The 19252-nt window shown below is 67.9% G+C and carries 19 protein-coding genes and 1 tRNA gene; 6 read left to right on the top strand and 14 right to left on the bottom strand.

Annotated features, from left to right (window positions below; genetic code table 11):
- Window positions 1–9 precede the first annotated feature (9 nt).
- The 5 genes from FHR84_RS20695 to FHR84_RS20675 form a co-directional block, all read right to left on the bottom strand.
- Window positions 10–474, bottom strand: coding sequence for a heat shock protein transcriptional repressor HspR (locus FHR84_RS20695; protein WP_246300868.1), 465 nt, complete (start codon window positions 472–474; stop codon window positions 10–12).
- A complete protein-coding gene (dnaJ, locus tag FHR84_RS20690) occupies window positions 471–1664 on the bottom strand; it encodes a molecular chaperone DnaJ (RefSeq protein ID WP_179537214.1) in 1194 nt (397 codons plus the stop codon). Before dnaJ ends, FHR84_RS20695 begins: the two co-directional genes overlap by 4 nt.
- A gap of 141 nt (window positions 1665–1805) precedes the next feature.
- Entirely contained in the window at window positions 1806–2504 is a 699-nt protein-coding gene (gene grpE / locus FHR84_RS20685) for a nucleotide exchange factor GrpE (RefSeq protein ID WP_179537254.1), read from the bottom strand.
- Window positions 2505–2581: 77 nt separating this feature from the next.
- Complete coding sequence (gene dnaK, locus FHR84_RS20680; protein ID WP_179537213.1) at window positions 2582–4471, bottom strand: molecular chaperone DnaK; 1890 nt, start codon at window positions 4469–4471, stop codon at window positions 2582–2584.
- 480 nt (window positions 4472–4951) lie between these two features.
- Entirely contained in the window at window positions 4952–5728 is a 777-nt protein-coding gene (locus FHR84_RS20675) for a DUF4097 family beta strand repeat-containing protein (RefSeq protein ID WP_179537212.1), read from the bottom strand.
- A gap of 432 nt (window positions 5729–6160) precedes the next feature.
- Between FHR84_RS20675 and hisG the strand changes: the two genes are divergently transcribed.
- On the top strand, window positions 6161–7027 hold the full coding sequence (gene hisG, locus FHR84_RS20670; RefSeq protein ID WP_179537211.1) for an ATP phosphoribosyltransferase: 867 nt from the start codon (window positions 6161–6163) through the stop codon (window positions 7025–7027).
- A gap of 107 nt (window positions 7028–7134) precedes the next feature.
- Here the strand turns inward: hisG and FHR84_RS20665 are convergent, their stop codons facing one another.
- The 3 genes from FHR84_RS20665 to FHR84_RS20655 form a co-directional block, all read right to left on the bottom strand.
- Entirely contained in the window at window positions 7135–7725 is a 591-nt protein-coding gene (locus tag FHR84_RS20665; protein ID WP_179537210.1) for a TetR/AcrR family transcriptional regulator, read from the bottom strand.
- Window positions 7722–8045, bottom strand: coding sequence for an SMR family transporter (locus FHR84_RS20660; RefSeq protein ID WP_179537253.1), 324 nt, complete (start codon window positions 8043–8045; stop codon window positions 7722–7724). The genes FHR84_RS20665 and FHR84_RS20660 overlap by 4 nt, the downstream gene beginning before the upstream one ends.
- Before the next feature lie 165 nt (window positions 8046–8210).
- Window positions 8211–8687, bottom strand: coding sequence for a DUF1707 SHOCT-like domain-containing protein (locus FHR84_RS20655; protein WP_179537209.1), 477 nt, complete (start codon window positions 8685–8687; stop codon window positions 8211–8213).
- 463 nt (window positions 8688–9150) lie between these two features.
- Here FHR84_RS20655 and FHR84_RS20650 point away from each other — a divergent pair, with 463 nt between their 5' ends.
- Both FHR84_RS20650 and FHR84_RS20645 read left to right on the top strand, forming a co-directional pair.
- The gene (locus tag FHR84_RS20650) at window positions 9151–11418 is read left to right on the top strand and encodes a heterodisulfide reductase-related iron-sulfur binding cluster (protein WP_246300866.1); all 2268 of its coding nucleotides are present in this window, start codon (window positions 9151–9153) and stop codon (window positions 11416–11418) included.
- 249 nt (window positions 11419–11667) lie between these two features.
- On the top strand, window positions 11668–12099 hold the full coding sequence (locus tag FHR84_RS20645) for a hypothetical protein (RefSeq protein WP_179537208.1): 432 nt from the start codon (window positions 11668–11670) through the stop codon (window positions 12097–12099).
- A gap of 201 nt (window positions 12100–12300) precedes the next feature.
- Here the strand turns inward: FHR84_RS20645 and FHR84_RS20640 are convergent, their stop codons facing one another.
- Both FHR84_RS20640 and dcd read right to left on the bottom strand, forming a co-directional pair.
- Window positions 12301–13704 carry a sugar porter family MFS transporter gene (locus FHR84_RS20640; protein WP_179537207.1) on the bottom strand — a complete coding sequence of 468 codons (1404 nt, stop codon included), beginning with the start codon at window positions 13702–13704 and terminating at the stop codon, window positions 12301–12303.
- Window positions 13705–13912: 208 nt separating this feature from the next.
- Window positions 13913–14494: a dCTP deaminase gene (gene dcd, locus FHR84_RS20635; RefSeq protein ID WP_179537206.1), complete on the bottom strand. Its 582-nt coding sequence runs from the start codon at window positions 14492–14494 to the stop codon at window positions 13913–13915.
- A 79-nt stretch (window positions 14495–14573) separates the two neighbouring features.
- Between dcd and FHR84_RS20630 the strand changes: the two genes are divergently transcribed.
- Window positions 14574–14645 (top strand) — tRNA-Gly (locus tag FHR84_RS20630).
- A gap of 82 nt (window positions 14646–14727) precedes the next feature.
- Here FHR84_RS20630 and FHR84_RS20625 read toward each other — a convergent pair.
- The 4 genes from FHR84_RS20625 to FHR84_RS20610 all read right to left on the bottom strand — a co-directional run bounded on the left by FHR84_RS20625 (window position 14728) and on the right by FHR84_RS20610 (window position 17618).
- Window positions 14728–15282 carry a flavoprotein gene (locus tag FHR84_RS20625; protein ID WP_179537205.1) on the bottom strand — a complete coding sequence of 185 codons (555 nt, stop codon included), beginning with the start codon at window positions 15280–15282 and terminating at the stop codon, window positions 14728–14730.
- A gap of 281 nt (window positions 15283–15563) precedes the next feature.
- Entirely contained in the window at window positions 15564–16310 is a 747-nt protein-coding gene (locus tag FHR84_RS20620) for a YoaK family protein (RefSeq protein ID WP_179537204.1), read from the bottom strand.
- Window positions 16311–16394: 84 nt separating this feature from the next.
- Entirely contained in the window at window positions 16395–16796 is a 402-nt protein-coding gene (locus tag FHR84_RS20615) for a hypothetical protein (RefSeq protein ID WP_179537203.1), read from the bottom strand.
- 261 nt (window positions 16797–17057) lie between these two features.
- Window positions 17058–17618 (bottom strand): GNAT family N-acetyltransferase, encoded by a 561-nt coding sequence (locus FHR84_RS20610; RefSeq protein ID WP_179537202.1) that lies wholly within the window; start codon window positions 17616–17618, stop codon window positions 17058–17060.
- A gap of 133 nt (window positions 17619–17751) precedes the next feature.
- Between FHR84_RS20610 and FHR84_RS20605 the strand changes: the two genes are divergently transcribed.
- Together FHR84_RS20605 and FHR84_RS20600 are read left to right on the top strand one after the other, a co-directional pair.
- Entirely contained in the window at window positions 17752–18051 is a 300-nt protein-coding gene (locus FHR84_RS20605; protein ID WP_179537201.1) for a DUF1330 domain-containing protein, read from the top strand.
- 384 nt (window positions 18052–18435) lie between these two features.
- Window positions 18436–18909, top strand: a complete 474-nt coding sequence (locus FHR84_RS20600; protein WP_343075361.1) for a LysE family translocator — start codon at window positions 18436–18438, stop codon at window positions 18907–18909.
- Window positions 18910–19252 lie beyond the last annotated feature (343 nt).

Here is a 19252-nt window from a genome sequence, read left to right as displayed (position 1 = left end):
AACGCGCGGTCAGCTCCTGCGGCGCTCCGGCCGCCACACGACCAACGCCGTTTCCTGGCGCACGGGCACCAGATCACGCCGATAGGAGGCGTGCACCCGTGCCGCCGCCTGCTCGGCGGCGACGTGTGCCGTGGCGAGCTCCTCGGTCAGCTCCTTGATCTTGCTGCGCAACGCGTCGACCTGATTCTCCAGCTCGATGATGCGCTTGATCCCCGCGAGGTTCACGCCCTCCTCCTGGGAGAGGCGCTGCACCTCGCGGAGAACCGCGATGTCGCGAGCCGAGTAACGGCGTCCTCCCGCGGGAGTACGCCCCGGGGACACGAGACCGAGCCGGTCGTAGCTGCGCAGTGTCTGGGCGTGCAGCCCGGACAGTTCCGCGGCCACGGAGATCACGAAAACCGGTGTGTCCTCTGACGCGCCGGGAGGAAACCCGGCTGCCAGGCCGGGTTCCGAGGACCATTCACGCGCGGTCATTCCGACCTCCGGAGCAGCTCGTTCAGCTCGGCACGCGGATCGTGCTGAGCCGTCGCCGCCGCGTAGGCCTCCAACGCCTCGTTGGCCTTTCCGTCCAGCCTGGACGGAACAGCCACTTGCAGCGTCACCAGCAGATCCCCGCTACCGCCGTCCTTCTTGCCGATTCCCTTGCCGCGCACTCGGAGAGTACGGCCGCTGTTGGTCCCCGCGGGAACCTTCACCGAAACCTTGCTCTCCAGCGTCGGCACGGTCAACGTAGCGCCCAGCGCCAGTTCGGGGAAGGTCACTGGAACGGTGATGGTCAGGTCGTGCCCCGAACGTCCGAACACCTGGTGCGGGTTGACGTGCACGACCACGTACAGATCGCCCGCGGAGGCACCGTTGCGCCCCGGTTCTCCCTGGTGGGCCAACCGGATCCGCTGTCCCTCCGAGACGCCCTGCGGGATCCGCACCGTCAACGTCCTCGTCTTGGTGCTGACGCCCTCACCGCGGCACTCGGAGCAGGGCTGGTCGACGACCCTGCCCCGCCCCCGGCAGTCCGGGCACGGCTCGCTGAACGCGAAAGCACCCTGGTTACGGGTGACCGCACCCTGACCCGAGCAGGTCGAGCACCTCCGAGGACTCGTGCCCGGGCGTGCTCCGGAGCCGTGACAGGTCGTGCAGGTGGCCGGGCTGGAAAGACGCAGCGGAACCGTCGCGCCCTTCACCGCCTCGGTGAAGTCGATGCGGACCTCGGTTTCCACATCGGACCCCCTGGTGGGGCGGTTCACGCTGCCCGCACCGGCTCCTCCGCGATTGCCGAAGACCCCACCGAAGAGATCGCCGAATCCGCCGGACTGACCACCCATGCCGCCGAACAGGTCGCCGAGATCGAACCCGGCGCCACCGGCCCCCGGCTGCGACCCGAAGCCGCCGCCGAAGCCGCCGACTCCACCCTGGCCGCCACCACCGGAGGCGAACAGCCTGCGGGCCTCGTCGTACTGCTTGCGCTTCTCGGGATCGGACAGCACTCCGTAGGCCTCGGAGACGGCTTTGAACTTGTTCTCCGCCTTGGTGTCCCCGGGATTGGCATCGGGATGGTTCTCCCTGGCCAGCTTCCGGTACGCCTTTTTGATCTCGTCGGCCGAGGCGTCGGAGGAGACGCCCAGTTCGGCGTAGAAATCCTTGTCCAGCCATTCCCTGGCACTCACCGGACGTCCCTCCTTTCGTCACGATCCGTTCGCGGGGGCGCCGAGCGGCCCCCCGACGCGAACGAACGGCCTCGCGGGAACCCGTGGACGGGCCCGCTCGAGCAGTTACTGAACACGGCAGTTCCTCAGCAGTCTAGTGACTCAGCCTTGTTCGGAAGTCTCGTCCTGAGAATCCGCCGCGACAGTGTCGCCGTCGCCGCCCGCGGCGGGCTCGTGATCGGTGACCCCGACCATCGCCGGTCGCAGCACCCGATCACCGAAGCGGTAGCCACGACGCAGCACCGTGGTCACGGTCGGCCCGTCGACCTCGGGAGAGGTGTCGTGCTGAACGGCCTCGTGCACGCTCGGGTCGAACTCCTCGCCCTCCTTGCCGAAGCTTTCCAGCCCGGCCTCGGTCAGCGCGGAGGTGAGCTTGTCCGAAACCGCCTTGAACGGTCCGGTCAGATCACCGTGCGACTCGGCCCGCTCCAGGTCGTCCAGCACCGTCAGCAGGGACTCCGCGATCGAGGCCTTCGCGTTGTTGACGACTGCGTCCCGGTCCCGTTCGACCCGCTTGCGGTAGTTGGCGTACTCGGCCTGGACCCGCTTCACGTCCGCGGTCAGCTCGTCGACCTGACGGCGCAGCTGCGCCTCGGCGTCCGAGGAGGACTCCTCGTCCGTGGCCTCGGCGGCGTTCTCCACCGCCTCGGCCTCGGCAGCGACCTGGGCCAGCTCGTCGTCCAGCGTTCCGGACATACTGTCGGTCACCTCACCGGTCCGACCGCCGGCGTCCTCCGGCTCGTCGCCCTCGGCGGGCCGACGCATCCCCGTTTCCGGGTCGATCCTGCGCCGGTCCCGCACGACGACGGGCTCCTGTTCGCCTTCGTCCTGTGCGCCGGGGGCCTGGGGGCCCCGGCCTTCTTCTGGCTTGTTCGGAGTCACTTCTTCTTCTCGTCCTCGTCGTCGACGACCTCGGCATCCACCACATCGTCAGCACCGGAGGACTCGGAGGAGCCCGAGGTGGCCTGACCGGCATCCGCGCCACCGGCAGCACCCGCGGCACCCGCCGCGGCCGACTCGTCACCGCCTGCCTCGGAGTACAGCGCCTGGCCCAGCGACTGCGACTCGGTGGCCAGCTTCTCCACCGCCGACTTGATGGCGTCGGAGTCCTCGCCCTTCAGCGCCTCGTTGACCTCGTCGATGGCGCTGCGCACCTTCTGCTTGGTCTCGTCCGGCAGCTTGTCGTCGTTGTCGGACAGGACCTTCTCGGTCTGGTGGACCATCGACTCCGCCTGGTTGCGGGTCTCGGCCTCCTCGCGCTTCTTCTTGTCCTCCTCGGCGTGGGCCTCGGCGTCCTTGACCATCTGGTCGATGTCCTCCTTCGGCAGCGCCGAGCCGCCGGTGATGGTCATCGACTGTTCCTTGCCGGTGCCCTGGTCCTTGGCGTTGACGTGCACGATGCCGTTGGCGTCGATGTCGAAGGTGACCTCGATCTGCGGCACTCCGCGCGGCGCGGGGGGCAGCCCGGTCAGCTCGAACATGCCGAGCTTCTTGTTCTCCGAGGCCATCTCGCGCTCGCCCTGGAAGACCTGGATCTGCACCGACGGCTGGTTGTCGTCCGCCGTGGTGAAGGTCTCCGAACGCTTGGTCGGGATCGTGGTGTTGCGCTCGATCAGCTTGGTCATGATGCCGCCCTTGGTCTCGATGCCCAGGGACAGCGGCGTGACGTCGAGCAGCAGCACGTCCTTGACGTCACCGCGCAGCACACCGGCCTGCAGGCCGGCACCGACCGCGACGACCTCGTCCGGGTTGACGCCCTTGTTCGGCTCCTTGCCGCCGGTGAGCTCCTTGACCAGGTCGGTCACGGCGGGCATGCGGGTCGAACCGCCGACCAGCACCACGTGGTTGATGTCGGCCACGGCGACACCGCCGTCGCGCAGCACCGACTCGAAGGGCTTGCGGGTGCGCTCGAGCAGGTCCGAGGTGATCCGCTGGAACTCGGCCCTGGTCAGGGTCTCTTCCAGGAAGAGCGGGTTCTTGTCCGCGTCGACGGTGATGTAGGGCAGGTTGATGTTGCTCTGCGCGGAGCTGGAGAGCTCGATCTTGGCCTTCTCGGCCGCCTCCTTGATCCGCTGCAGCGCCATCTTGTCCTTGGTCAGGTCGATGCCGTTCTGCGACTTGAACTTCTCGACCAGCCACTCGACGATGCGCTCGTCCCAGTCGTCGCCACCGAGGTGGTTGTCACCGCTGGTGGCGCGGACCTCGACGACGCCCTCGCCGATCTCGAGCAGGGAGACGTCGAACGTCCCGCCACCGAGGTCGAAGACCAGGATGCGCTGCTCGTTCTCGCCCTTGTCCAGCCCGTAGGCCAGCGCGGCCGCCGTCGGCTCGTTGACGATGCGCAGCACGTCGAGCCCGGCGATCTGACCCGCTTCCTTGGTGGCCTGACGCTGGGCGTCCTCGAAGTAGGCGGGGACGGTGATGACGGCCTCGGTGACGTCCTCACCGAGGTAGGCCTCGGCGTCCCGCTTGAGCTTCATCAGCACCCGCGCGCTGATCTCCTGCGGGGTGTAGTCCTTCTCGTCGACCGTGGTCTTCCAGTCGGTGCCCATGTGGCGCTTGACCGACCTGATGGTCCGGTCGACGTTGGTCACGGCCTGGTTCTTGGCCGGCTGGCCGGTGAGCACCTCACCGTTCTTCGCGAAAGCGACGACGGACGGTGTCGTCCGCGCACCCTCGGAGTTGGCGATGACCGTGGACTCACCGCCTTCCAGGACGGAAACGACGGAGTTTGTCGTCCCCAGGTCGATACCGACCGCTCGCCCCATTGGAAGTCTCCTCCAGTAATGTTGGTTTCTCAGCCAGGACTTACAACTCCTGAGCCTGTCTGACTCAAGTTTTACCGAAACAGCATCCGTTTCGTCAAACCAGCTTTGAGTCGAGCACGCTCAAGGTTCCTGCCCGCTCAACGCACGACCTTCAGCGTGCATTCCGGACGCACTTCCAACAACTCTGTGACCTGCACAGATATTCCCGAAGAGTCGAGCGGCACTCAGTGGGTCCCCGGGCCCCTCCGAGGGGCTCTTCCCACCCCTGCCCGGGGGAGCTCGGCGCAGGTTCCGCGTGGGGAGGCAGGCCGAGCGCCCGCACGTGAGGCTCGGCACCTCGCGATGTCCCCGACTCGGCGCGCCAGGAGACCGGAGCGGCGCGCCGCGTGGGTGAGGGTGAAGTCCGCCGGAGCGTCTCGCTCGGCGGCCGGCGGAAGCACCGCCTGCTCGCTCATCGAGGCTTACCGGGGTCATCGAGGTTTACCGGGGACCGACCTCTATCGAACCGCTTCCGGTGGACAACCGCAACGAACTCCCCGCGTCCCGATCCCGCTCGACCTCGACGTCCGTCCGTCCGCTCCCGGTGTCGGTGACCACCCTGTAGGGCTTGTCGGCGACCTCCAACTCGATGCCGCCACTGCCCGTATCGGCACGCACCGCCCTCGGATCGGACAGGTCCAGCGATATTCCACCCGAACTGGTGTGCGTAGTTACTTCCTCGGAGTGAACATTCGTGCCCTCGACAGTTCCACTTCCGGTGTCCACGTCCACGGGCCCGGCCACATCGGCCAACTCGACGGCACCGGAACCGGTGCTCGCGGTGACCCCTCCCGAGACGTCGCGCAACCGCAGGCCGCCGGAACCCACCCGGACATCGGTCGCGGACATCCCGGTGACCCGCAACGACCCGGATTCGAGCTCCCCGGTCACCCGTGCCCGCTCGGGAAGGCTGACCCGGTAGTTCACCCGGCACCCCCAGCCGCAGCGCGGTTCGAGCACGAGCCGGTCCTCGTCCAGGCGGTACGAGGCTCCGCCGTCCGCTCCCCAACCGCCCCATCCGGTCCGCTCGGTGCGGATCGTGGGCTCGACCCCCGGTTCGCGGTCGATCTCCACTCGAGCGGCTCCCCGCTCCAGTTCGACCGTGGACACCCCCGGCAGAGCGGCCGTGCGGGTCTCGGAGGGCTCACCCCAGGTCAGGGCCGCACCACCCAGGAGAACCAGCACGGCACCCCCCACCGCCAACCCCGTACGAACCATCACCATCGCCTCCGCCGCGGGCCGATACGGACACCATCAAGCTAACGCCGGTTCCACCCGCGCGGAATCGGGCGAAACCCCGGACACGCCCCGAGAACTCCCCCGAGAAGCACCGGGAGCGGACAGGGACGGGCGAGGTCTCGAACAGCCGAACGAACTCGCCCCACAGCGCACTACTAGGATTGGTGGTTCCAGGGCATAGTAGTGCTTCGTCAGGTGTGTTCACTCGGTTGTCCGAGGTCGCACTTCGGCGCCGGCAGCGCTGAAACGCACCACCCGAGCAGCCGCCGCCGCGGGGTCTCCCGCACGGGCTCTCGCGACGGTCCCGGCATCGGGACACCCGCTCACGAGAGCCCGCTGGAGGTTCCGCTCGGCGACCGCCCACGACAACCGAGCCGACGAAGTCCTAGCAGGCTGTATTTGAGGATGCTGATGTTGCGCGTCGCCGTCCCGAACAAGGGATCGCTGCACGGTCCGACCACCCAACTGCTGGACGAAGCGGGATACCGGCTGCATCGCGAGCATCGGGCCCTGTTCGCCGAGGACCGGACGAACAACGTGCGGTTCATCTTCTGGCGAGCCGGCGACATCGCCCGCAACGTGGGCGCCGGAGTGCTCGACGTCGGCATAACAGGACAGGACCTGCTGGCCGGGGCGGGAACGGCCGCGAGCACGAAGGAGCTGCTGCCACTCGGTTTCGGCAGCTCCGAGTTCTACTTCGCCGTCGCCGCCGACGGCCCGGTCCGCTCGGTGGAGGACCTGGACGGCAAGCGGGTCGCGACCTCGTTCCCCCGCCTGGTCGAGCAGGCCGCGCACCGGTACGGCATCAAGATCCACACCGTGGAGCTGGACGGGGCCGTGGAAACGGCCGTCGAGCTGGGGCTGGCCGAGGCCATCGCCGATGTGGTCGAAACCGGTTCCTCCCTGCGCGCTGCCGGGCTGGTCACGCTGGGCGAGCCGATCCTGCGGTCGCAGGCCGTGCTCGTGCGCGGTTCGGAGACGGCGCTCACCGAGGAGCGGGAGCAGGCGGTGCAGGTGCTGCTGCAGCGCCTGCGCGGCGTTCTCGACGCGCGCAGCTTCGTGGTCATGGACTACAACTGCCCGAAGTCCGCGCTCGAAACGGCCACCGCGATCACCCCGGGCAAGGAGTCGCCGACCGTGTCCAACCTCGCGGAACCGGGCCTGGTCGCGGTCCGGAGCATGGTCCCCCGCGCCGACGTCCAGGACGTGATGGACCGGCTGGCCGAGGTGGGAGCCACCGAGATACTGGTCACGCGCCTGGAGGCCTGCCGTCTCTAGGCCCGCGGAGCCGCTCGGCCACCGACGCCTCGGGGCACGGAGCCGTGCCCGCGAGACGTCGCCGGAGCCCGCGAGACGTCGCCGGAGCCCGCGCGGCCGCGGACCGCTCACTCCCGTGGCCGCACCAGGGCCGCCAGCGCCGGGCGGAACACCTCGGGGCCGGGGGGTCGCTCGGCGATCAACGCCTGCATCAACAAACCGTCGAGGGCCGCGAGCATGGCCTGCACGGCACCGGAGTCCCTGCCCCCGATGCCGTGCACGTAGCCCGCCGTGACCTCCATCCAGCGCCGGGCCGCAGGCCGCAGCGCAGGCCTGCGGGCGGCGAGCAGGTAGAGCTCGTACTCGGCCAGCGTCCGCCCGCGGTGGTCCCGCACCATCCCGGACAGCATCTCGGCCGTGGCGGTCACCCACCGCTCCGGGTCGTCGGCGGCGTCCTCGGTCGACCGACGCAGCTCGGAGATCATCGTTTCGCAGCTCTCCAGCAGGGTCGCCACCAGGACCCCGTCGATGCTGTCGAAGTAGTAGATGATCGAAGCGGGCGGGATCTCCGCCTCGCGGGCGATGTTGCGGTGGCTCACCCCCGCGATGCCGTCCCGCTCGACCACGCGCAGCGTGGCGTCGATGATCGCGCGCCGTCTGCGCTCGCCCTTGGCACGGCGTCCGTCGGACCGCTCGCCCGGACTCTCGGTGTCGGTCAATGTGCTCCTCCGGCCTCCAGCGCGACCACGCCACCGATGATCAGCAGCACTCCCATCAGTTGGACGAGTGTCATGGTCTCGTTCAGGAAGACCGCGCCGATGAGCGCCACGAGGGCGACGCCGACACCGGCCCAGATCGCGTAGGCCGCCCCCACGGGGATGCCCATCTTGAGGACTTTGGACAGCGCCACGAACGCCGAGCCGTAGCCGAGCACCACCAGCGCGAGCGGAAGGGGCCTGCTCAGGCCTTCGACGAACCGCAGCGAGATCGTCCCGAGCACCTCCGACAGTATCGCCGTCGCCAGCACGATGTAGACCACGAAGCCTCCGAGCACCGTCGCGTCGCCGCGTGGGCGACGAAACAACCAAAATTTGAACAGATGTTCCAGATTTGGAATGTACTCCTCCACCGGCAGCCGTGTCGAACACATCGCGCACCGCCGCGCGAACCGGGCCGGAAATCCCGATCAGCCCGAATACCTCGATCAACGGCGAGTCGTACCGCCGAAGGGGCCTTCCTCGTCGTCGGAGTCGGCGTCCTCGGCGGGGTCCGCGCCGCCGAAACCGAAGAACATCCCGGCCATCAGGACGAGCGCCCAGATGCCCATCGGTATGGCCGGCCAGAAGCACTGGAGGTCACCGGACAGCAGGGAGGTCATCCCCCAGATGCCGACCAGGACGAAGGACGTGCCCGCCCAGTCGCGCCACTCCTTGCCGAGCTTCCGGTCCCTCCCCTTCCGGGCGGGTGCCGAGCCCTGCTCGGCCACCGCGGACGAGGCGGGCAGATCCTCCGTGAGCGGCCGGAGTTCTCCCCAGGTCACGGCCGCGTAGGCGCGCCGGACGCGCTCGTCGAACTCGGCGATGTCCAATCTGCCCTCGTTCAGCGCGCCACGCAGCCTTTCCACCGCCGTTTCACGGTCGGCGTCGGAAGCCCGCATGATCGAATCGTCGGGTTCGGCCATCGCTCCCCCAAACCGGAAACGGCGGCGACACCGCCGGAGAAACCGGGCGCCGAAAGGTCACCCACGAGGGGTTGGGCCCACCATACCGAGCCGCTTCCCGCGGCGGCACCGCCGCAGGACCGCAGAACGCGCCCCCACCCCCCGGACAGGCGGGGGCGGACCCGACGTGGTGAAAATCGCACCCGGCGCGAGCGAGGTGCGAGCGGTGCCCGTCGAAGGCCGTCCCCGGGGGCGAAACCGTCCTCACGGGGGCGAACGACAGCGGTGCCCGGCAGGCGGCCCCCCGTGGAACACCTCCGAATCGCCCGAGACCGGAACGCCGAACTGTTGCCCGACCGGTTTTTCGCGATAGCGTTCCGCACAATCACCGGCTGTTTCCACCACGAGCGGAAACCCCAATGGTTACCGACCAGTAACATGGGTTACGCTCGGCGCTCAAACCCGCGAACAGGAGGCCACGAGCATGGTAGCCCTACAGCTCGTCCTGGGCCTGATCTGTCTTGCCGTGACCGTCGTCGCGGTGGTCATGGTGGTCAGGACGGTTCGCCGGATGATCTCCTCCATCCGGCTCGGACAACCGGACCCGAACCGCAAGGGGCCGTTCGGCGCCCGGTTCAGCAACATGATCAAGGAAGTCCTCGGGCACACCAAGATGCTCAAGAAGAGCCACGTGGGGATCGCCCACTGGTTCGTCATGGTGGGCTTCGGCGGACTCAGTCTCAGCGTACTCGTCGCCTACGGCGAAGTCTTCCACGCGCCCTTCGAGATCCCCTGGCTCGGGTCGTTCGGCCCGTGGAACCTGCTGATCGAGGTCCTCGGTGTGACCACGATCCTCGGAGGGATCTGGCTCAGCGCGGTACGCCAGCTCAACCACCCCCGCCGCGCCGGACGCGTCTCCCGGTTCGCCGGATCCAACTTCTGGCAGGCCTACTTCGTCGAAGCCGTCGTCGTCCTGGAGGGCGTCGGCATCATGGGCCTGCGCTCCTTCAAGGTCTCCTCCGACCTCTTCCACGCCCCGGTGTGGTCGGCACCGATCAGCTTCGCGCTCGGCAGCGTCCTGCCCGCGAGCGCGTTCGCGGTGTCGCTGTTCGCCGCGTTCAAGATCCTCTCGGCGATGATCTGGGTCATCGTCATCGCCTCGAACATCACCATGGGCGTGGCCTGGCACCGGTTCACCGCGTTCTTCAACATCTACTTCAAGCGGGACCCGGAGCGCACCGCGCTCGGCGCGCTGAAGCCGATGATGAGCAACGGCGAACCGATAGACTTCGAGCAGGCCGACCCGGACAACGACACCTTCGGGGCGGGCAGCGTCGAGGACTTCTCCTGGAAGGGCTGGCTGGACTTCACCACCTGCACCGAGTGCGGGCGGTGCCAGGACCAGTGCCCCGCCTGGAACACGGCCAAGCCGCTCTCCCCGAAGATGCTGATCACCAGCCTGCGCGAGCACGCCTACGCCAAGGCGCCGTACCTGCTGGAGGGCGGCAAGAAGGACATGGCCGGCGACGAGGTCGGCCTCACCGGCGACGACGCCGAACAGCGCAAGGAGAGGATCGACGCGCTGGCCCTGGCCGAGTCGGAGCGTCCGCTGGTCGGCGGCCCCGAGGAAGCAGGCATCATCGACCCCGAGGTGCTGTGGGCCTGCACCAGCTGCGGCGCCTGCGTCGAGCAGTGCCCGGTGGACATCGAGCACGTCGACCACATCGTCGACATGCGGCGCTACCAGGTGATGATCGAGTCGAACTTCCCCACCGAGCTCGGCGGGATGTTCAAGAACCTGGAGAACAAGGGCAATCCGTGGGGTCAGAACAACAAGGACCGGCTGGCCTGGGCCGAGGAGCTCGACTTCGAGGTGCCGGTCTTCGACGGTGAGCTGGACGAGGACGTCGAGTACCTGTTCTGGGTCGGCTGCGCGGGCGCGTTCGAGGACCGCGCGAAGAAGACCACCAAGGCCGTCGCCGAGCTGCTCCACATCGCGGGCGTGAAGTACACCGTGCTCGGCCCGGAGGAGGGCTGCACCGGCGATCCGGCCCGGCGCGCGGGCAACGAGTTCCTCTTCCAGATGTTGGCCGAGCAGAACGTGGAGACGCTGAACTCCGTGTTCGAGGGGCGCGAGCCCAGCAAGCGCAAGATCGTCGCCACCTGCGCGCACTGCTTCAACAGCCTGGCCAACGAGTACGGGCAGCTCGGCGGCAACTACGAGGTGGTGCACCACACCCAGCTGCTCAACAGGCTGGTGCGGGAGAAGCGGCTGGTCCCGGTCGCCCCGGTCACCGAGGACGTCACCTACCACGACCCGTGCTACATCGGCAGGCACAACAAGGTCTACGAACCCCCGCGTGACCTGGTCAACGCCTCCGGGGCCTCGTTCCGCGAGATGCCCAGGCACGCGGACCGCGCGATGTGCTGCGGAGCCGGTGGTGCCCGGATGTGGATGGAGGAACGCACGGGCAAGCGGATCAACCTCGACCGCGTGGACGAGGCACTGGGCACGGCACCGTCGAAGGTTGCCACCGGCTGCCCGTTCTGCAAGGTCATGCTCACCGACGGGGTGACCACGCGGCAGAACGAGCAGACCGCCTCGGAGGACGTCGAGGTCGTCGACGTGGCGCAGCTGCTGCTGCAGTCCGTCAAGCGCGGTGACAGTGGTTCCGACGCGAACGGCGACGGCCCCGGGGACGACGACCAGGGCTCGGACGGGGTCACCGCGAACGCCGAGACGAGCGGCTGACCGCTGGCGCCGAGCGGCTGCGGTCCCGCGCCGCCCGTTCGGAAAGCGGCGACGGTTCGACGAACGGGGCCGGATTCCCACTCGGGAGTCCGGCCCCGTTTCGTGCTCGGGAGCGGTGTCCGCGAAACGACCCCGGCCGGAGAGGCGGGCAGCCGGAGCGCGGCCGGTGACCGAATCACGCTGCTCCCCGGTGGGGTGAGAGATCGGCGCGGTGGCCCACGCGGCCGATCGCTCGCGGCGGTCTCGGGCATGAGCACCGCGGTGGCCGAAGGGGGTACCTGTGGCCGCACCTGCCTACGACACCGGAGCGTTCGACCCACTCGTCGAGCTGCACTGTGTCTGGACCCCGATCTCGCCGACCGGATCGACGAACCCGCCACGTGCGCCGAGACGGGCACCGAGTGCTTCATGCGCGTGGAGGTCTCCCGCACCAGGGGCCACGCCGGGGTCGTACTGCTGCGGCTCGGTGACGACGGCGCTTACGACGTGCACAAAGCCCCGGCGGACTCGACATTCGAAGCACAGGAGCCGTTCCCGCTCCCTTTCGACCCGGCCGGGCTGCTCGAGGACCGCCGCGGGATGCGGGTGCTGCGCTCGTTCGAGCGGGTCAACCTGGGCCGGGACGAGCTGACCGACTACGTCGCCTTCGAGAAGTACGGACGGATGAACACGCGAGACTGAACCGACTCACGGATCCGTCCGCCCCGGCGAAGCGAGGGGCGTCGCGGCGGGCGACGCCCCTCCCGATGTGCGCTGCCGCGGGTAACGAGGCCCCGGCTCGGCCCGGACCTCGTACCCGCTCGGCATCGCGCCTCCCGCGGTGAAGCCGGCGGGAGGTTCCGCCGGCCGAGCACTCCGGCGAGAACGAGCGGACGGCTCCGATCAGCTGCCCATCTCCTCCAGCGAGCGCCCCTTGGTCTCCTTGAGGTAGCGCACCACGAAGAACAGCGAGATCAACGCGAACGCCGCGTAGATGAAGTAGGTCGCCGGGAGGTTCCAGGCGTTCATGCTCGGGAACGTCACGGTGACCAACCAGTTCGCCACCCAGTTCGTGGCGGTGCCGATGGCGAGCGCCGCGGCACGGATGCGGGGCGGGAACATCTCGCCGAGCAGCACCCACATCACGACACCCCAGGAAGCGGCGAAGCAGAACACGAAGGTACTGGCGGAGAGCAGCGCCACCACGCCCCAGGCGAACGGCAGGTTGGCCTGGTCGCCGCTGACCTCGGCGTAGCTGAACGCCCACCCGGTGATCGCCAGCGCGATCGTCATACCGGTCGAGCCCATCACGAGCAGCGGCTTGCGGCCGATCTTGTCGACCAGCATGATCGCGACGATCGTGCCGACGATGTTGACGATGGAGGTGAACAGGCTCAGCAGCAGCGAGTTGCTCTCCTCCACGCCGACGGACTGCCACAGCGAGGAGGAGTAGTAGAAGATGACGTTGATGCCGACGAACTGCTGCAGCGCGGCGATGGCCATGCCGACCCACACGATGGGGAGCAGACCGAACCTTCCGCGCAGGTCGCTGAGCCTCGGTTTCTGCTCGCCGCCGAGGGCGTCCCGGATCTCCTTGATCTTCTCGTCCGCGTCGGCCGACTCGATGCGGCGCAGCACCTTGCGGGCGAGTTCGGTCTTGCCCGCGGAGACGAGGTAGCGCGGGGATTCGGGGATGATCGTGGCGAGGATCAGGTAGATCAACGCGGGGACGGCCTCAACCGCCAGCATCCACTGCCAGGTGTCCAACGGGCCCAGCTGGGCCGAGGCACTGCCTCCCGCCGCGGAGGCGAGGGCGTAGTTGACCAGCTGGGAAACCGCGATTCCCAGCACGATCGCGAGCTGCTGCAACGAACCGAGTCGTCCGCGGTACTCGGCCGGGGCCACCTCGGCGATGTAGGCCGGACCGATCATGGAGGCGATACCGACGGCGACGCCGCCGACTATTCGCCACATGGCCAGATCCCAAATGGTGAACGGCAGCGCCGAACCGATGGCGCTGATGATGAACAGCGCGGCCGCCACCTGCATGACCCGAGTGCGGCCGAGTCTGTCCGCTATGCCACCTGCTATGGCCGCTCCCACAGCCGAACCCAGCAGAGCCGCGGCGACGGTGACGCCGGTAAGCGCCGCGCCGACGGCGAAGTTGTCCTGGATGGCCTGCACCGCACCGTTGATGACCGAAGTGTCATAACCGAACAGAAAGCCACCCAGGGCAGCCGCCCCGGCGATCATCACCACGTGTGCCAGGTGATCGGTGGAACGACCTCTCGTCTGATCTACCGACATCGAAGTTCTCCTGTGCCCCCGTTCGCCGGTGTGCCATTTCGCACACCGCTCGTTAACGACGGGTTACGCGACAACGTAAGTCACATCCATCCCGCTTGACTTCCACGATTCAGTGTGATGCTGACCACTGTGACGCATTCAGACACCATACGTTGCTGAATCGACGCGAGCTGCATCTGAACGACTAACGACTCGGTCTCGATCGTGTTCACCTACTGGTGTCAACCCTTACGAAGTTGAGATATGCGCGTGAGGGGGTGGGGCCGCGCTGTCCCTGGTATCGTGAACCGGCCGCTTTGCTGCCGTACGGGTGCTCGGCCGGGCTGGACAGGCGGAACAGGCACAGCTGCCCTATCTTCATGCCCGGCCAGAGGGTGATGGGCAGATTCGCGACGTTGGACAGTTCGAGGGTGATGTGCCCACCGAACCCGGGGTCGATGAAACCGGCCGTCGAATGGGTCAACAGACCGAGCCGTCCCAGGGAGGACTTGCCCTCGAGCCTGCCCGCCAGGTCCTCGGGCAGCCGCACCGTCTCGAAGGTGGAGCCGAGGACGAACTCGCCGGGGTGCAGCACGAACGCGTCGTCGTCGGAGTGTTCGACGAGCGAGGTCAGGTCGTCCTGCTGCCGCGAGGGGTCGATGTGGGTGTACTTGGAGTTGTCGAAGACGCGGAAGAAACGGTCCAGCCGGACGTCGACGCTCGATGGTTGTATCAGCGCGTCGTCGAACGGATCGAGTTCCAAGCGCCCGTCATCGAGCTCTTTACGCAGGTCATGGTCACTGAGCAGCACCCGCACAGCGTATCGGGCGGGGGGCGAACACCGGACGATGGTGGCCGTGCTAGCGTTGTTATCAGCGCATTGAGGCAGTGCGGGTGTAGTTCAATGGTAAGAACATCAGCTTCCCAAGCTGAGAATGCGGGTTCGATTCCCGTCACCCGCTCCGACGATGAAGGCCCAGGTCAGGACCCCGCAGGGTTCCGCCTGGGCCTTTTTCGTGCCAGGCCGGGGTGGACTCCACGCCCTCAGCCGGACACCTCCTCGAGCGTGTCGAGGATCCTCGTCCAGGGAAGGTCCTTGCCGGCAGGTGCGCCGCGCGGTTCGTGCAGCGGCCAGTACTCGTCCCCGGTCAGCAGGTGCACGCCCGCACGCTCCAGAGCGGAGATGTGGGCGTCCCAAGCGGGTTGCCGGGCGTGCGCGGCGTTGATCCTCGGGAACACCACGATCGGCACCCCTTGAGTACCGATCGCTTCGCAGACCGTCGTCAACGCCTGGTTGTCGGCAAGGCCGAGCGCGAGCTTGGCGACCGTGTTCGCACTCGCGGGGCAGACGAGGAAGCAGTCGATCGGAGGGTGCGGACTCGTCTCGCGCGGCATCCGCGGAGCCACCCGGCACGGCAGGCCCGTAGCGTCCTCGATCCGAGCCAGCTCCCCGGTGTCCTCCAACCACGTTCCCGCCGTCGGAGTCAGCGTCACCGCGACCCGCCAACCACGCGCGATCGCTGGCTCAATCAGGGAAGTGCGGATGTTCTCCAGACCATCGGTGGCGGAACCGATCAGCCCGAGCGCGTGCGTGGTCATCGATCAACCAGCATCTCATCGATGTTTTCTGTTCCCCCCGGCACAGGGGCTCGTTTGGTGGAATCCCTCGCGGGCTCTCGCCACGGATGTAACGACCTCGGGGCATGTCCACGCGATCAGCACCCCACCACCGGTCGACCTCGGACCGTTGAGGACGGTCAACCGCGGTCGGTGGGGCACGGACCGCCTTCCGCGTCACGAGCTGGACGAACACACGCCATCGGCTCGACGAGTTCCCCACCGTCGCCACGTGAGACACCGCTCGCCGCGGCCCGGCCGATTCAGCGACGACCGCGCCTGCGGGCGAACCACAGCCACAGCAGCGGATAACCGACGGCCAGTGCCGTGGCCAGCGCAGCGGCAACCACCAACGGCGGCAGCAGCCCGTACCTGAGCACGAGGTACCCGCCGAGCAGCGCGCCGCCGAAGATGGACACCACGGCTCCGAACCTACGGTTCAGGCGTGAATTGCGCCGCCCCGCCAGGAAGCAGTCCGCCGCTATGTCGGCCAGGGTGAGCGTGATGAGCGTCGTGGTCAGGTCCGGGACCGCGAGCTTGCGCACGGTGGCGTTGCGCAGCCCCATGGCCAGGGCCATCAGCACGACCAGGACGAGAATCTCCAGGTCGGTCGGTTCGGGACCGTCGGCGCCGGTCACGGCGGCGGTTCCTGCAGCGGCGACCAGCAGGACCGCCTCGATCGTCAACGCCGAGCTCACCCAGCGGAACCTGGCGTGCCCGAGAGCGGTTCGCAACCGCCCGCCCAGCACAGCTCCCAGCAGGAAAGCCGTCAGCGCCGCTACGGGAACGGTCACCGAGAACCCGGGAACCTGAGCGGTGGAGAGCCCGAGCACGACCACGTTGCCGGTCATCTTGCCCAGGAACAGACGTCCGAGTCCGAGGTAGCTGACCGCGTCGATGATGCCGCTCAGCACGGTCAACCCCATGAGAACCGTCGGGAGTCCGCTGTCGGGGGACAGCTCCCGGGACGGTGACGCGTCGGTGTCCGCACCTGCTGCCGAAGTACTCATGCTGGCCGTTCCCAACAAAATCGACACGAAAAGGAAGCTCGACGGCATTGACGAGCACGGGGGAACAAGTGAGAATTACTGCACTCACCAGGGCGCCACCACACTATCGGCGACATCGCGAACCAACAAAGAAAAATGATCGAACACACTCGATCGCGTGATATTCAAAAATTTTCGTGACAGTAAAATGAATTCTATATGAAATCTCTTTAATGGAACGCTTTTTGTTCCTGCGGGAATGGTAAGATCTCGTTCTCCCCTTGCCGTCCTCCTCAGCCGCAGGCCGCACCCGCCGTCCACCGGGTCCGGAAACACCGTCCGGCACGCGGCCGCCGCGGCAAGCACGTGAGAGGAGTCCACGTGATCACCCGCGCCGGCGCGGGTGAACCAGCGGCCGAACTTTCCGCCCGAAAGAGGTTCGACGAACGTGAACGTGCTCGTCCGTCCGTCCTGCGCGGAGCCGCGGCACACTGCAGGCGTCTTCACGAGACTGGTGTCGACCCGGGCGAGAGCGGACCGGAGGGACCCCGCGGCCCTCGTGGGTGTTGACCGCTGATCCCGCCCCACCTGCGGGAAACCAGCTTCGGCGCCGAGGCCGCGGCTCATCACCCCAGGATCAGTTGGCGAGCCTCGTCAACCCCGGGAAGGAATCGAACTTCTGCGATTCCTGACGTGTCCGCAACCGCCGGAAAGTAGCCGCCGTCCGAGCTCCGGAGCACCTCCTGGTGAGCCCCGGAGCAGCCGGGCTCAGTCCAACTCCCCGGGCAGCAGGCCGTACATCACGGTGTCGCGCCGCACGCCCTGAAACGGCAGGTGCGAACGCAGCATTCCCTCCCTGGTGAACCCGCACCGCTCGGCAACCCGTTGGGAGGCCGTGTTGTCCGGCCCGCAGGTGAGTTCCAGGCGGGCGAGCGCGAGTCGCTCGAAACCCCACCGGGCCAGCAGTCGCACCGTGCGCGTGGCGATGCCGCGTCCCCGCGCGTGCGGGGCGAGCCAGTAGCCGACCGCCGCGCACGACCGCGCACCGTCCACATCGTAGAGCTGGGCACCGCCCAGCACGTGCTCCCGCGCGGCCACGTCCACCACGGCGAAGTTGAGCGCCTCCCCGTTGAGCCGCTCCCGTTCCTCGTCCTCGAGATTCCGTCGAACGTGGGCCTCGGTGAACCGCTCGGCCGACGGCCACGAGAAGCGCTGGCACAGCGGATCGGAGAACCCCGCGAACTTCTGCGGAATGTCCGCGCGCCGCCACGGGCGCAAAGCGACGACCTCGTCGGCCAGCGGCGGCCGGGGAAAGGACAACGTCGACATGCCCGAAAATTACGGCCTGCTCCGCGCCGTCTCATCCGCCGAACGTGCCAACATGACTCGATTCGTCGGTGGGTGCCCGGAATCGAGACGAACGGCCACACGTGCTTCGCCGTCCGCGGCAGACTGGCGGGTGATGACCGCGTACGTGATATCCGAGGTGGAGATACTCGACGAACAACTCGCCGAGCGGTACCGCGAGTTGGCCCGGAACTCGATCGAGCAGTACGGCGGGCGCTACGTGGTCCGCGGCGCGTCGCCGGACGTGGTCGAGGGCAGCTGGCCGGTGGAGCAGCGCGTCGTTGTCGTCGAGTTCCCGAGCATGCGGCGCGCCCGGGAGTGGTACGACTCGCCCGAATACGCGCGGGCGCTCGAAGTGCGGGGCTCGGCCCTGGAACGGCGCCTGTTCTTCGTCGAGGACACCGACACCGACTGAGGCCGGCCCCGCGCCACCTCCACGCTCGGCTCCCGAGCGCGCCCCCGCGCCACACCGAAACGTCGAACCGCGGAGACTCTCCAGACCTCCCACCCGACCGGTTCGGCCAGGTGGACCTCCGCGAGGTGCGGAGCGATCTCCGCACGGTGCGCCTCCCGGTGTCCCGAACACCGGTACGACCGGAGGTCGTCGGAACACGCACCGACCACGTTCTTGTAGCCTCGCCCCCATGCCGGACCTCTCCGAATGGTGGATCTTCCTGGGGGCCGCGACGCTGATAGCCGTCGCCCCCGGCCCCGGGATCCTGTACGTGCTCGCCCGCAGCCTGCACGGCGGCCGGGCCGAAGGGGTCCGCTCGGCCATGGCACCTTCCTCGGAGCAGCGGTGCACGTGCTCGCCGCCACGGCCGGGCTGTCGGCGCTGCTGGCCACCTCGGCTCTGGCGTTCACCGTGGTCAAGTTCCTCGGCGCCGCCTACCTGGTCTACCTGGGCGCACGCACCCTGTGGGAACTGCGCGGCGCACCCGCGGAGCAGCGGACGACGTCCCTGGAACAGCGCGGCTCCGCGGTGACCCAGGGCCTGGTCACCGAAGTGCTCAACCCGAAGACGGCGATGTTCTTCCTGGCGTTCATACCGCAGTTCGTGCACCCCGAACGGGGCTCGCAGAGCATCGCCTTCCTCGCCCTCGGGCTGGCCTTCGTCGTGCTCGCCTCCACCGCCGACCTGCTCGTGGCCGTCTTCGCCGGCTCACTCGGCACCTGGCTCGCCAACAACCCGCGCTGGCAACGACGCCAGCACGCCGCCAGCGGCACCACCCTCATCGGGCTCGGCGGAGCTCTCGCCCTGTCACAGCAGTGAACCGCGAGTGCGAACACACGACGAGCTCACCTTACCGAACACCCCTCACCCAGGACAGGGCATCCGAAAGCGTCATAAGGCTCGGCACAGGAATCCAGCAGCTCCCGATGATCCGGCCAATCGTGTCGACACCACCTGGCCACGCACAGCGCCGTAACCTGTTCCGCACCGGCGTCACTGAGCGCCACAGCCGCCGACTGCATCTTCGCTCCCGAAGTCCACGTGTCGTCCACCAACAACACGTGCTTGCCCATCACACGTTCCCTGTACCCATCCGGTACGACGAACTGATCAGTACGGACGACACGCTCCGAAGCATCGAATCCCGGGCCGATCTCCAAAA

It is taken from the genome of Actinopolyspora biskrensis, from assembly GCF_013408175.1.
Classification (GTDB): Bacteria; Actinomycetota; Actinomycetes; order Mycobacteriales; family Pseudonocardiaceae; genus Actinopolyspora; species Actinopolyspora biskrensis.
The sequence above is the reverse complement of the archived record's forward strand: the minus strand, read 5'-3'. Positions and strand labels throughout refer to the sequence as shown.